The 13005-nt window shown below is 71.3% G+C and carries 13 protein-coding genes; 1 reads left to right on the top strand and 12 read right to left on the bottom strand.

Annotated features, from left to right (window positions below; translation table 11 throughout):
- Window positions 1-13: 13 nt before the first annotated feature.
- Window positions 14-1342: an efflux RND transporter periplasmic adaptor subunit gene (locus JJ691_RS41335; protein ID WP_211764903.1), complete on the bottom strand. Its 1329-nt coding sequence runs from the start codon at window positions 1340-1342 to the stop codon at window positions 14-16.
- Window positions 1343-1485: 143 nt separating this feature from the next.
- Window positions 1486-2646, bottom strand: a complete 1161-nt coding sequence (locus tag JJ691_RS41330) for a substrate-binding domain-containing protein (protein ID WP_211764902.1) — start codon at window positions 2644-2646, stop codon at window positions 1486-1488.
- Window positions 2647-2745: 99 nt separating this feature from the next.
- Between JJ691_RS41330 and JJ691_RS41325 the strand changes: the two genes are divergently transcribed.
- Entirely contained in the window at window positions 2746-3372 is a 627-nt protein-coding gene (locus tag JJ691_RS41325; RefSeq protein ID WP_211764901.1) for a TetR/AcrR family transcriptional regulator, read from the top strand.
- A 90-nt stretch (window positions 3373-3462) separates the two neighbouring features.
- On the opposite strand, the gene JJ691_RS41320 is transcribed toward JJ691_RS41325, so the two are convergent.
- The 10 genes from JJ691_RS41320 to JJ691_RS41275 all read right to left on the bottom strand — a co-directional run bounded on the left by JJ691_RS41320 (window position 3463) and on the right by JJ691_RS41275 (window position 12883).
- Window positions 3463-3783: a hypothetical protein gene (locus tag JJ691_RS41320; protein WP_211764900.1), complete on the bottom strand. Its 321-nt coding sequence runs from the start codon at window positions 3781-3783 to the stop codon at window positions 3463-3465.
- Window positions 3784-4066: 283 nt separating this feature from the next.
- Window positions 4067-4483 (bottom strand): DUF3093 family protein, encoded by a 417-nt coding sequence (locus tag JJ691_RS41315; RefSeq protein WP_249227348.1) that lies wholly within the window; start codon window positions 4481-4483, stop codon window positions 4067-4069.
- On the bottom strand, window positions 4480-4932 hold the full coding sequence (locus JJ691_RS41310) for a hypothetical protein (RefSeq protein WP_211764899.1): 453 nt from the start codon (window positions 4930-4932) through the stop codon (window positions 4480-4482). Before JJ691_RS41310 ends, JJ691_RS41315 begins: the two co-directional genes overlap by 4 nt.
- Window positions 4933-5061: 129 nt before the next feature.
- Complete coding sequence (locus JJ691_RS41305; protein WP_211764898.1) at window positions 5062-5577, bottom strand: hypothetical protein; 516 nt, start codon at window positions 5575-5577, stop codon at window positions 5062-5064.
- Window positions 5574-6548 (bottom strand): porphobilinogen synthase, encoded by a 975-nt coding sequence (gene hemB, locus JJ691_RS41300; protein WP_211764897.1) that lies wholly within the window; start codon window positions 6546-6548, stop codon window positions 5574-5576. Before hemB ends, JJ691_RS41305 begins: the two co-directional genes overlap by 4 nt.
- 93 nt (window positions 6549-6641) lie before the next feature.
- Window positions 6642-8174 carry a uroporphyrinogen-III synthase gene (locus tag JJ691_RS41295; protein WP_211764896.1) on the bottom strand — a complete coding sequence of 511 codons (1533 nt, stop codon included), beginning with the start codon at window positions 8172-8174 and terminating at the stop codon, window positions 6642-6644.
- A 14-nt stretch (window positions 8175-8188) separates the two neighbouring features.
- Complete coding sequence (gene hemC, locus JJ691_RS41290) at window positions 8189-9127, bottom strand: hydroxymethylbilane synthase (protein WP_211764895.1); 939 nt, start codon at window positions 9125-9127, stop codon at window positions 8189-8191.
- Entirely contained in the window at window positions 9124-10452 is a 1329-nt protein-coding gene (locus JJ691_RS41285; RefSeq protein ID WP_211764894.1) for a glutamyl-tRNA reductase, read from the bottom strand. Before JJ691_RS41285 ends, hemC begins: the two co-directional genes overlap by 4 nt.
- Before the next feature lie 43 nt (window positions 10453-10495).
- Window positions 10496-11218, bottom strand: coding sequence for a redox-sensing transcriptional repressor Rex (locus tag JJ691_RS41280; protein WP_249228337.1), 723 nt, complete (start codon window positions 11216-11218; stop codon window positions 10496-10498).
- 147 nt (window positions 11219-11365) lie between these two features.
- Complete coding sequence (locus JJ691_RS41275) at window positions 11366-12883, bottom strand: molybdopterin-dependent oxidoreductase (RefSeq protein ID WP_211772043.1); 1518 nt, start codon at window positions 12881-12883, stop codon at window positions 11366-11368.
- Window positions 12884-13005: the final 122 nt, after the last annotated feature.

Here is a 13005-nt window from a genome sequence, read left to right as displayed (position 1 = left end):
CGAGGCTCATCGCTCAGCCGCCGTTCGCCTGGCCGCCCGTGGCCGCGCCGCCACCGCCGCCTCCGCCGCCACGCCCGCCGCCGAAACCGCCCGCGCCGCCGCCGAAGCCCCCGGTGCCACCGCCGAAGCCGCCGCCCCCGAAGCCGCCTGTGCCGCCGCGGCCGCCGGTCGTCCCGGTGCCGCCGCGCGTGGTGCCGGTCGTGCCGGTGCCGCGGCTGGGGATCACCACCTGGTCACCGTCGGACAGGCCGCTGACGATCTGCGTCTGGCCGCCCGAGGTCATGCCCGTGGTGACCGGCTTGGAGACCTGCTTGCCGTTGGACATCTGGTAGACGACGGCGTTGCCGTTCTCGTAGTGGATCGCCGCGGTCGGCACCACCACCGCGTCGGACACCTGCTTGACCGTGATCGCCACCGTCGCGCTGGCCCCCGGGTGCAGGCCGGTCGGCGTGCCGGTGACGCCGATCGTCACCGGGTAGCTGGGCACCGTGGACGAGGAGCTGGCCAGCATCGCCACCGAGGTGACCGTGCCGTAGGCCGGCTGGGTGCTGCCGTTGGCGGTGATCGTGGCCTGCTCGCCGTTCTTGATCAGGCCCACCTCGGTGTCGTCCACGCTGGCGTTGACGACGTAGGAGTTGGTGGAGATCACCACCACCTGCGCGGTGCTGGAGCTGCTGGACGAGCTCGACGACCCGGTCGACCCCGAGCCGCCGCCGGCCCCGCCGCCCCCACCTCCGCCGCCACCGCCGCCTGAGCCGCCGCTCGAACCGCCGGAGCCGCTGCTGGTGGACGTGCTGCCGGCCGACACCTGCTGGCCCGTCGTGAGGTTCACCGACGCCACCGTGCCGTCGATGGGCGAGGTCAGCGTCGCCTCGCTGAGAGCGGTCTGGGCGTTGTTCACGGAGTTCTGCGCGGCGGTGACCGCGGCCTGGTCGGCCGTGATCTGCGCGCTGGACGCCCCCGCCGTCTGGTCGGAGCTCAGGCGGGCCTGGTCCGTGGACAGCGTGGCCTGTGCCTCCGCCACACTGGCGGCCAGAGCGGCTGAGTTCACCGTGGCCAGCGCCTGGCCGGCGGTGACCTGCTGGCCCACCGTCGCCGTGACGCCCGTGACCTGACCGGAGACCGCGAAGTTCAGGTTCTCCTGCTGGGCCGGCTCGATCGTGCCGGACGAGGAGACCGTCTGCTTCAGCGTGGCGGTGGTCGCCGTGGCGAACGACGTGGTCTGGGCTTCGGCGGCCGGGCGGGTCGCCGCCCAGGCCACGCCACCACCGGTGGCCACCACCACCGCGGCCACGATGATGATCACCCGCCGTCTGGTCAGGCGCAGTCGAATTCTCGACAACACAGGGTCCTCACTCCGCTCGCATCCCTGGCCTGGGGGAGCGCGGCAGCCTCAAGGCCCCAGGGCGGTTGTGTACACCCCGAATCCTCTGTGTTCAGCCTGTCATCAGACTGGACGCAGCCTGTGAGTTACCTGAAGGCGACTCAGCCGGCCCTTCCCCACACGGTCCGATATGCCGTACGGAAGTCGATTGCCGGTTTGTACGCGTTGTTCGACGGCGGGTTCACCTCGTCGTCGATGAGCTGCCAGCCCAGTCCCGAATCGGCCGGCTCCTGACCGATGAACAGGCTGTTCACCGTGTCCACCGCCGCCCAGCCGTACCAGTCGGAGGGAATGATCGTCACCGCCGAGACGCCCTGGTGCTTGCGGATCAGGTCCAGCTCCGGCTCGAATCCCTCGCCGCCCATGACATAGAGCGAGGCCGCCCGGTTGGCCTTCATCACCGCCGGGCTCACCGCCGCCAGCGTCGCCGCGGTGTAAGGGCTCTTCACCGCGTTGGCCTCCGGATGGTCCTGCAACGCCTTGAGCACCGCCTCCGCCGCTGTCGGCGTGGTCAGGTCGGCGGCCTTGATGTCCACCTCGCCGACGATGGAACAGGTGGCGCACTTGGCGATCGTCTGCCGGAAGCCCTCCACGACGTGTCGGATCGAGGTGAACTCGTTGTCCGTGACCAGGATGACCTTGGCCTTGCCGTTGGTCTGCGCCACCACCGTGTTGGCCTGGTCGGCGCCGTAGAGGTCGGAGAAGTCATCGATGTTGCGGTTCACCGGCGGGCCGAAGTCCACGTAGGAGCTGAACAGTGCCGGCCCGTTGCCGCCGAAGAGCGGGTCGTTGCAGTCGAAGGCGAAGATCCCGACGATCTTGATGCCCTTGGCCTTGGCCTCGGCCAGCGGCTGGGCCACCGCCGGACAGTCCACCGCCACCAGCACGATGCCCGCCGCGCCGGCGGCCACCGCCTGCGTGACCAGCCCCGGCCAGGACTTCGGGTCCAGCTTGCCGTCGTAGAGCTGGGCGTCCCAGCCGATCGCCTTGGCCGCCTCCATCACCGAGTTCGCCGGCACCAGCGAGCTGATCGCGTTCTGGCCGGACGAGATCACCGCCAGCTTCTTGCCAGCGGCCGCCGGCCGGGGCTGCTGGGATGGCTCGTGATAGGTGCCGCTGATCGCGGCCTGCGTGGCTTGCATCGCCTGGGCGCTGTAGTCCACCGCCGACTTCGTCGGCGCCGGCGTGCCGGTCAGGCCGGAGCAGGCGGTCAGCGCGAGGGCGAGCACGGCGGTCAGGGCGACGAGTCGGGTGGAGGACAACGCTGGCCTTTCACGTTCGTACGGTAAATGACCGTTCATATACCCCCGGCTGTCCTACCGCCTTCTCGCCGCCGCGGTCAAGTGGGCGAGTATTGACGGGTGACGAGTGTCGAGACCCGATCCCGGGACAGACTGCTGGCGGCGGCCACCACGCTGTTCTACGAACGCGGCTTTCTCGCCACCTCAGTGAAAGAAATCACCCAGGCCTGCGGTTTCACCCAGGGCGCGCTGTACAACCACTTCGCTTCCAAGGACGAGCTGCTCTACGAACTCGTGCTCGACATCCACACCGAGCTGGAAACCCACACCCTCCGGGCCCGCTCCGCCGCCGGCCCCGACCCCGTCGACCAGTTCGCCGCCCTCGTCGCCGTCCACGTCGCGGCCCACGCCCAGTTCCGCGAACGCTCCCGCGTCGGCAACCAGGAATACCGTTCCCTCACCGGCGACCGCCTGGCCCACGTCCTCGCCATCCGCCGCCGCCTCCGCGACCAGCTCGCCGACGTCCTCGCCGCCGGCGCCCAGTCCGGCGTCTTCCACCTCGTCGGCGGCTCCGCCCCCGGCACCGCCCGGGCGGTGCTCGACATGTGCGGCCTGATCAGCGAGTGGTTCCGCGACGACGGCGTGCTCACTCCCACCGAGATGCACCGCCGCTACGTCGAGCTCGCCCTCCGCATGGCCGGCGGCCCCGCCGCCCCCCGAACCTGGCCCGTCCTCCCCGAGGTCTAGGCAGCCGGAGACCCAGCCAGATTTCCAGGCAGCCCGAGTTCCTGGCAGTCAGGTTTCCGGGCCGCCAGAGATCCTGGTAGTCAGCGTCGGTCAGACGGCGGGCGGCGGCTCAGCCGTCTGGATCGGTGGCAGCGGGTTGCTGTTCCGGGTGCGCACCGCCAGCAGCACCTGCCGGCCCGCCCCCACCAGCAGCAGCGCCGCCAGCGTGCCCAGCCCGATGGCGATCGCCATCCAGCTGCCGATGAACCGGGTCGACACCAGTTCCGGCGTGCCTTGGCTGGCCGGGATGTCGTACCGGACGATGCCGTTCTGCCAGCTCCACACCGCGGCGAACACCGCGAGCACGGCGACGACCACCAGGCCGCCCGCCACCGCGGCACGCCATGGCTGGTTCAACCGGGGGCTGCTCATGCCCTCCACCTTCTCACGCCGCCGACCGCCACCGTCGGCAACCGCCTCCAACCCGCCGCTCCAACGCCGACCCACTGCTCAACCGCCGCATCCGCGCTCGAACGCCGCAGCGCTGCACCAACGCGCACGCAATGCTCCAATGCTCACGCACTCCGGCAAAGCAGCAGCATTGCTCCAAAGCTCGCGCAATGCTCCAACGCCGCAGCACAGCACCAACGCGTGCGCAATGCTGCAAAGCTCGCGCGTTGCTCCGGCGCGGCGGCGGAGGTCAGGGGTCGAGGGGTCAGAGGAGCGTGCGGAGGGCGGTGGCCAGGGCGTCTGGGCGGCGGGCCCACGCGAGGACGAGGGTGCCGTCGTGCAGGCGCAGGGGAACGGCACCGGTGCCCTTGGGGGTTGTCCAGCCGCCGCCGAGCACACGAGCGGCGTCGGGCTCGTCGTCCTCGACGGCGGCGATGTCGGAGACGGGCAGCTCCTCCTCACCTAGGCGAAGGGTGTCGTCGGTGAGGAGGACGGATCGGAGCCGCCGACGCGCGAGCACCCACAGGGCCCAGATGCCGGCGAGGACCAGGGCGGCGAGTATCCATCCGAGCACATGGACGGCGCCGCTGAAGGCTTCGACGGCGGCGCCGACCAGGGCGAAGGCGGGTGCCCAGAGCACGGGCCAGAACGACGAGCCGGGCTCGGCGTAGCGCACGGTCACGCGAGCCGTTTGAGCCCGGCGAAGTAGGCGTTGGCAGAGGGCAGGAACAGCAGGGCCAGGCCGACGAGCCCGAGCAGGGTGCCGGCGGCGACGGGCACGATGCCGATGCCGAACAGCAGCTGGCAGACGAGCTGGATCAGGGCGGCCAGCACGAGCAGGATCCGGGCCCAGCGGTTGCCCCGCAGCAGCAGGTACACGAACACCACGACCAGCACGCCGACGCCGAGCGAGGCGAACTCCTCGAAGGTGAGCTGCCCGTTGATCTGGTCCCGGGTGACGTCCTTCGGGGCGGTCTTGGCCAACGAGTCGACGATGGCCGAGTGCGTGCCCATCACCAGCGCGGCGCCGCCCAGATAGGCGATCGCGTCCAGCGCCCACAGCACGATGGCGGCGGTGACGAGCTTGGGTCGGACGACCACGTCCTGCTCGTCCGATTCGTCAATGGTCACGGGCGGCACGCTACACGCGCGAGGCCCCACCGGTACCTCGACCGTTGTCACATCTTGATCGCCCGCCATCCGGCGCTCCCACCGCAGGAACCGACGCGGGCAATCGAAATGCGCCGCGGGAAGGCCTCGTCAGCGTGGGAACTGGTCCTGGCGGGGCGGTGGCAGGGCGAACTGGGCGGCGGTGGCGCGGAAGTAGGTGTTGGAGGACGGCAGCCACATCGCGGCCAGGGCGATGACCTCGACGACGAGGCCGACGGCGGACAGGGCCACCTCGGCCGGGTCGACGCTGAGGCCTTGGGTGGCGGCCAGCCCGTCGGCGACGCCGACCATGCCGAGACCGCCGAGCAGCACGAAGATCACCCCGAAGAAGGTGAGCAACACTCGGGCCCAGGCCCGGCCGGCGACCATCTTGTTGGCCACCAGCACATACAGGCCGACGATGCCGACGGCGATCAGCACCGCGAGAATGATCTCGCCGTTCACCACGGCCTCGACCTGCTGCATGGGCAGTGTGGGCTCGACGGAGGTGACCTGGTCCCGAAGGCCCTGTCGGTCGGCGAGCACCAGATAGGTGCGCACGGCCGACAGCAGCGCGCTGGCGATCCACAGCCAGCGCGCCACGTCGACGGCTCTGGGAGGGGTCACGCGGACAGCCAGTGCGAGGCCTCGACGGCCCAGTAGGTGAGGATCATGTCCGCGCCGGCCCGGCGGATGGAGGTCAGCGTCTCCAGAATCGTGCGCTGCCGGTCCAGCCAGCCGTTCGCGGCGGCGGCCTCGACCATGGCGTACTCGCCGGACACCTGGTAGGCGGCGACGGGCACCTCTGAGTTCTCCGCCACGGCCCGCAGCACGTCCAGGTACGGCAGCGCCGGCTTGACCATGACGGCGTCCGCGCCCTCGGCCAGGTCCAGCGACAGCTCGCGCAGCGCCTCCCGGGCGTTGGCCGGATCCTGTTGGTACGTCTTGCGATCGCCCTTGAGCTGCGACTCGACGGCCTCGCGGAACGGCCCGAAGAAGGCGGACGCGTACTTGGCGGTGTAGGCCAGGATCGAGGTGTCCAGGTAGCCGGCCTCGTCCAGCGCTTCCCGGATGACGCCGATCTGGCCGTCCATCATGCCGCTGGGACCGACCATGTGAGCCCCGGACCGGGCCTGCTCGATGGCCATGTCGGCGTAGATGCGCAGGGTGGCGTCGTTGTCCACGGCGCCGTCGGAGTCGAGCACGCCGCAGTGGCCGTGGTCGGTGAACTCGTCCAGGCACAGGTCGGACATCAGCACGGTGTCGTCGCCGAGTTCGGACCGAAGGTCGCGCAGGGCCACGTTGAGGATGCCGTTGGGGTCGGTCGCGCCGGAGCCGACCGCGTCCCGGGTCTGCGGCACGCCGAACAGCATCAGGCCGCCGACACCGGCCTGCACGGCCTCGACGGCGGCCTTGCGCAGGGTGTCCCGGGAGTGCTGGACGACGCCGGGCATGGAGGCGATCGGGATCGGCTCGGTGGCGCCTTCCTTGACGAACATCGGCAGGATCAGCTGGCGCGGCTCGACGCTGGTCTCGCTGACCAGGCGGCGCATGGCCGGGGTGCGGCGCAGCCGGCGGGGACGGTGGGTGGGGAACACGACGAGTACTCCCTTTTGTGGTCAGAACGCTGTGAAGGGGGCATTCCTGGCGTTCAACGCCAGGAATGCCCCCTTCCGAGCAACATCAAGACATCACGACCGGCGCAGGCGCTTGGTCTTGCGCGGCGGCGGCAGCGCGCCCTCGGCGCGGAGCCGGGCGGCGTGCTGGGCCAGCGCGTCCACCAGGGCGGGCACGGTGGCGAACTCGGGCTGCACGTCGACGCGCAGGCCGAACTCGCGGGCGGTCTCGGCGGTCTGCGGGCCGATGCACGCCACCAGCGTCCGGGTGTGCGGCTTGCCGGCGATGCCGACCAGGTTGCGCACCGTGGACGAAGACGTGAAGCAGACCGCGTCGAAGCCGCCGGACTTGATCATCTCGCGGGTGTCGGCGGGCGGCGGGGCGGCCCGCACGGTGCGGTACGCCGTCACGTCGTCGATCTCCCAGCCGCGCTCGCGCAGCCCGGCCGCCAGGGTCTCGGTGGCGATGTCGGCCCGCGGCAGCAGCACCCGGTCCACCGGGTCGAGAATGTCGTCGTAGGGCGGGAAGTCGGCCAGCAGGCCCTCGCTGGACTGCTCCCCGGACGGGATCAGCTCGGGAATGATGCCGAAGGACCGCACCTTGGCCGCGGTGCTCTCGCCGACGCAGGCGATCTTCACGCCGGAGAAGGCGCGGGCGTCCAGGCCAAACTCGCGGAACTTCTCCCACACCGCGCGCACCGCGTTGGTGGAGGTGAAGATCACCCACTGGTAGCGGCCGTCGACCAGGCCCTTGACCGAGCGCTCCATCTGCGCCGGGCTACGCGGCGGCTCCACCGAGATGGTGGGCACCTCCACCGGAATGGCGCCGTGCTCACGCAGCCGCTCGCTCATCGCGCCGGCCTGCTCCTTGGTCCGCGGCACCAGCACCCGCCAGCCGTACAGCGCGCGTGACTCCCACCAGGACAGCTTGGACCGGCCGGCGACGGCGCTGCCCACGGTGACCACCAACTGCCCGCCGAGGTCGCCGGCGTCGGCGGCCAGCGAGGCCAGCGAGGTGTCCACGGTGCGCTGCCCGAAGGCGGTGCCGCCGGCGGTCACCGCGACCGGGGTCTGCGGGGCCAAACCGTTCTCCACCAACGAGGACGCCGCCTCGGCGAGGTGGGAACCGGTGGCGTGCAACACGAGCGTGCCGGGCGCGGACGCCAGCCCGGCCCAGTCCACAGTGGACCGAACGTCGGCCTCGGTGTGCACGGCGCCGAGCGCCACGCCGGCATAGGCCGGAACCGCGGTGCCGCTGGCCACTCCGGGTACCACATCGAAGTCCACAGTGGACTTGGCGACGCACTGAGCCTCGCTCACGACCGCGTCCAGCGTCAGCGGGTCGCCGGCCACCAGCCGGACCACGCTGCGCCCGTTGCGGGCCTCGTTGACCAGGTCCTTGGCGACGTCCCCGGCCTCACCGACGGCGGGACGCACCTCGGCGCCCCCGGCGAGGGCGACAACCTCGCTCGGCACGTCCGGATCGGTCACCACCAGCTCGGCCCTGGCCAGCAACTCGGTGGCCCGGACGGTCAACAGCCCGGCGTCGCCTGGGCCGGACCCCACGAACGCGACGCGTCCGGGGGTCTTACGTGCGCGGGTCGTCATCAGGGCACTCCCCATCACTTGCTCCCCGGGCCACTGAGCACGGTGGCGCCGAGATCAAGCAGTTCGGCCGCGAGCGCCCGACCCAACTGCTCTGCTGTGGTCAAGTCACCGGTGGCCGACGCGCGCAGCAGCTCGTTCTGCGGCGTCGCGGCGACCCCGCGCAACGACAGCCGCAGCACCGTGCTTCCGTCGTCGTCGAGGTCTTCCACCACATCGGCCAGTGCGCCGACGGGCGCGCTGCACCCGGCCTCCAGCGCGGCAAGCATCGCGCGCTCGGCGGTGACAGCGGCCCTACTGGCCTGATCATCCAGGCAGGAGCGAAGCAGGTGTTCGGTGTCGAAGTCGTCGACCCGGCACTCCACCGCCAGCGCCCCCTGCGCGGGGGCGGGCAGCATCTGGATCGGGTCGAGCAACTCGGTCACCACGTCGAGCCGGCCGAGCCGGGACAGGCCCGCGGCGGCCACCACGACGGCGTCGAGCTCGCCGTCGAGCACCTTGCGGATCCGGGAGTCCACGTTGCCGCGGATCGGCACCATCTCCAGGCCGAGGCCCAGGGCCTCGAGCTGGGTGACCCGACGGGCCGCGCCGGTGCCGACCCGGGACCCGGCGGGCAGCTCGCCCAGCACCATGCCGTCCCGCGCGACCAGGGCGTCCCTGGGGTCCTCGCGGGTGGGCACGGCGGCCAGCACGAGCCGCGGGTCGGGTGCCGTGGGCAGGTCCTTGTACGAGTGGACGGCGATGTCCACCTCGTCGTTGGCCAGCGCGTCACGCAGGGCCGAGGTGAACACCCCGACGCCGATCTCGGCGATCGGCGCGTGCGACCGGTCGCCCGGGGTGGTCACGGTGACGATCTCCACCGTGGCGCCCGCGCGCTCCAGCCGCTCGGCCATCATGCCGGTCTGCGCCAGTGCGAGGGCACTGCCTCGGGTTCCGATCCTCAACGTCCGGTTCACCGATCTCCACCGCCGTGTTCGGTCTCTACAGTGCGTGGCGAGCTGACCACCCTCGGTGCCTGCGGATCGAGCTCGAAGAGCTCCCGCAGCGCGTCCGCGTAGCCGGCCCCGCCGGGCGACGAAGCCAGTTCCTTGACGCGGACGGTCGGGGTGTGCAGCAGCTTGTCCACCACCCTGCGGACCGTCCGGGCCAGCTCCGCACGGATGGAATCATCCAGGTCCGGCAGCCGCGAGTCCAATCGCAACAGTTCGGCGTCCACGACCTCGGCGGCCCGGCGGCGCAGCGCGGTGACCGTCGGGGTGACCGCGGCGGAGCGCTGGCCGGCCAGGTAGTCGCGCACGCCGTCGGCCACGATGCCCCGCGCCCGCTCGGTGTCCAACGCGGACGGTGTGGTGGCCAGGCGGTGCTGCAACGTCTCCAGATCGACCAGCGTGACGCCGTCGATGTCGCCGACCGCGGGGTCCACGTCGCGGGGCAGGCCCAGGTCGCAGACGACCAGCGGGCCGCGCCGGGCACCCTCGCTGAATCGATCCACCCCGACCACGACGTCCATCGCGCCGGTGCAGGCGAGCAGCACGTCCGTGGCGGAAATCTCATCGTCGAGCCGGTCGAGGCCGATAGCGCGGGCCGGCACGCCCTCCGTGGTCAGCGACGCGGCCAGCCGGTCCCCATTGGCCGGGGTGCGGTTGGCGATCACGATCTCGCCGATGCCGGCGCGGCGCAGGTGCGCCGCGGCCAGGCCACCCATCGAGCCGGCGCCGACCAGCAGCGCCCGCCGCCCGGCCAGGCCGTCCAGCACGCGGTCGGCGTCGGCCAGCGCCTCGGACACCACCGACGCGCCCGCGTGGTCGATGCCGGTCTCGCTGTGCACCCGCTTACCGACCCGCAGCGCCTGCTGGGCCAGCTCGTGCAGGGTCTTGCCGACGGTGCCGGCCTTGTCGGCGTCGGTGTACGCGCCGCGCAGCTGGCCGAGGATCTGGGCCTCGCCGACGACCATCGAGTCCAGCCCGGCGGCCACCGAGAACAGGTGCTCCACCGCGGCCGCGGCGTAGTGCACGTAGAAGTGCTCGCACAGCTCGTTGACCTCGATGCCGGAGTGCCGCGAGAGCACCGAGGTCACGTCGGCCAGACCGCCGTGGAAGGCGTCGACGACCGCGTACACCTCGATCCGGTTGCACGTGGACAGCAGCAGCGCCTCGGTCACGTTCTCCTGGCCGAGCAGCTCGTCGAGCAGCTTGGCCATGCCGTCCGAGGACACCGCCAGCCGCTCCAGCGTGCGCACCTCGGCCGTGCGGTGGGACACACCTACCGCGAGCAGGCTCATTCCGACCACCCCCCAGCTAGAACGGTCGAGCCGGCCGTCGAGTTCACCCGGGCACCACCATTCCGCGCTCGTCCGCGTTCGCCGCCTCGTCGGCGCGGCGCGCCACGTGGAACGACAAGATCTGCATCTCCACCGCCAAGTCGACCTTGCGCACCTCGACGTGGTCGGGGACCTGGAGCACGACGGGTGCGAAGTTCAGGATGCATTGCACGCCCGCGGATACCAAACGGTCGCAGACCCCCTGCGCGGCGGGTGGCGGCGTGGCGATCACCCCTATCGACACCTCCCGCTCGGCGCACACCCGGGGGATGTCGTCGACGTGGCTGACCAGGATTCCTCCGACCGGCACGCCGATCAGGTCCTCGTCCACGTCGAACAGCGCCGACACCGGGAAACCCCGGCCGGGGAAGCCCGCGTAGTTGGCCAGGGCGTGACCAAGGTTACCGATCCCGACCACGCAGACCGAGTGTTTCCGGGTGAGTCCGAGGATTCGCTCGATCTGGTCGACGAGGACTTCCACCTCGTATCCGACACCCCGCGTGCCGTACGAGCCGATGTAGGACAGGTCCTTGCGCAGCTTGGCCGAGTTGACCCCGGCGGCGGCGGACAGCTCCTCGCTGGAGATGGTCGTCACGTCCTGCTCGGCCAGGCCCGACAGCACCCGCAAATAGACCGCGAGGCGGGCGACGGCGGCCTCGGGAATGGCCCGGGCCCGCTCGCGCACGGCCCGCTCGTCGCCACCGGGAAGCCGGCCGGGGGCGGTCACGACCTCGACGTCCTCACCCCGCCGTGCACCCACGCTGGTAGCTCCCTCGATTGGTGTGATGCGTCAACCGTAGCGCTTGTGAACGTGTGCACAAAGTCGGCCGGTCGGCGCCGGGGCCGCCTCGCCCGTTCGGGCGACCGGGTCCGGTCAGGCGGCGGTGAACACCACCGAGTGCAGGCCGGTGGCCCCGTCCGGGACCGGATCGGCCAGGTCAGCGGTCTGCGTGTAGCCGGTCGCGTCGGTGGCCCGCACCACCACGGTGTGTGTGCCCGGCCGCACGTCGAAACTGTGCCGCCACATCCGCCACGCCTCCTTGGTCGGCTGGGTGGCGAGGTCGGCTTCCTGCCACTGGCCGCCGTCCATCTGCAACTCGACCTTGGCGATGCCCTTGGTCTGTGCCCACGCGATGCCGGCCACGGTGACCTTGCCGGCCGGCACCGAGGACTGGCCGCGCGGGCTGTCGATGCGGGACTCGGTCTTGATCGGGGCCTTCGCCGAGTAGCCGCGGGGCACCCAGTACTGGGTCTTCGCCGCGAACGTGGTCAGCTCGATGTCGGTGACCCACTTGGTCGCCGACACATAGCCGTACAGGCCGGGCACGACCAGCCGGACCGGGAAGCCGTGCTCAGGCGGCAGCGCCTCGCCGTTCATGCCGACGGCCAGCATCGCGTTGCTCCCCTTGTCCATGATCACTTCGAGCGGGCTGCCCGCCGTGTAGCCGTCGACACTGGTGGAGAACACCTGGTCGGCGCCCGGCTTGACGCCGGCCTTGGCCAGCAGGTCACGCAGCAGCACGCCGGTGAACGGCGCGGTGGAGATGTACGGCCCGCCGACCTCGTCGGACACGCAGGTCATGGTGACGGTCCTGGTGATCAGGTCCATGTCCATCACGTCGTCGAAGGTGAGCGTGAGCTCCCGGTCCACCAAGCCGTGGATGCGCAGCGACCAGTCCTCGGCCCTAAGTCGCGGCACCGACAGCGCGGTGTCGATCCGGTAGAAGTTGTCGTTCGACGTCAGGTACGTCGGCGTGCCGTCCTGGGCGAAGTCGGCGCCGGGGGCCGTGGCCTGGTCCCGGTACCTGGCCAGCCGCTGCGTCACCATCGCACGGGAGCCCTCGACGTCGACGCGAGTGCCGATGAGCTGACCGGCCAGCCCCGCGACGCCGGCCCCGGCGGCCACGCCCACGGAGCCGAGCAGGAAGGTGCGCCGGTCGTGGCCAAGGGAATCAACACTGTCCGGGGCGTTGCCGGCCGCCTGCACCCGCAGGGCGGCGGCGTGCAGGCGGCGAAAGGTCATCACGCCGGCGACCAGGCTGGCCAGCGGGGCGAGGGTCGCCAGCTGGCCGAGGTCGGAGCGGCTGAACACGGCGACGATCGCCGCGCCGCCGAGCACCACCGCGAGCGCCGCGCCCGGGATCGGGTTGCGCCGCGACAGCAGTCCAGCAACGCCGGCGACCACCAGCAGGAACACCGCCATGCCGGTGAGCAGCACCAGTTTGTCGGCGGTGCCGAAGGAGCTCACCGCGAACTCCTTGAGCCACGACGGCGTCAGGTCGATCGCGGCGTTGCCGACGGCCAGGAACGGCGACGCGTTCGGGTCGATGAACGCGGCGACGAGATGGCCGGCGGCCAGTGCGGCGGCCACGCCGAGCACGCCGATCAGCATCGCGACGCCGGCCGGGATTCTCACCTCGGCGACGTGCTGGGCGGGCTCGGGCGTGGCGGTAGTCGTTGGTGCACCCACACCACAGATTCGTTCCGCCGACCCGAAAGGTTCAAGCCGCGGGT

The organism is Kutzneria sp. CA-103260 (assembly GCF_018263855.1).
GTDB lineage: Bacteria > Actinomycetota > Actinomycetes > Mycobacteriales > Pseudonocardiaceae > Kutzneria.
This window is presented reverse-complemented; position numbering and strand designations above follow the sequence as displayed.

Excerpts from the sequence above, each read along its gene's own strand:
- JJ691_RS41320 (WP_211764900.1), bottom strand. The coding sequence starts at position 3,783 with ATGAGCAGCCCCCGGTTGAACCAGCCATGGCGTGCCGCGGTGGCGGGC.
- JJ691_RS41295 (WP_211764896.1), bottom strand. The coding sequence starts at position 8,174 with ATGACGACCCGCGCACGTAAGACCCCCGGACGCGTCGCGTTCGTGGGG.
- JJ691_RS41285 (WP_211764894.1), bottom strand. The coding sequence starts at position 10,452 with ATGAGCCTGCTCGCGGTAGGTGTGTCCCACCGCACGGCCGAGGTGCGC.
- JJ691_RS41275 (WP_211772043.1), bottom strand. The coding sequence starts at position 12,883 with ATGCTGATCGGCGTGCTCGGCGTGGCCGCCGCACTGGCCGCCGGCCAT.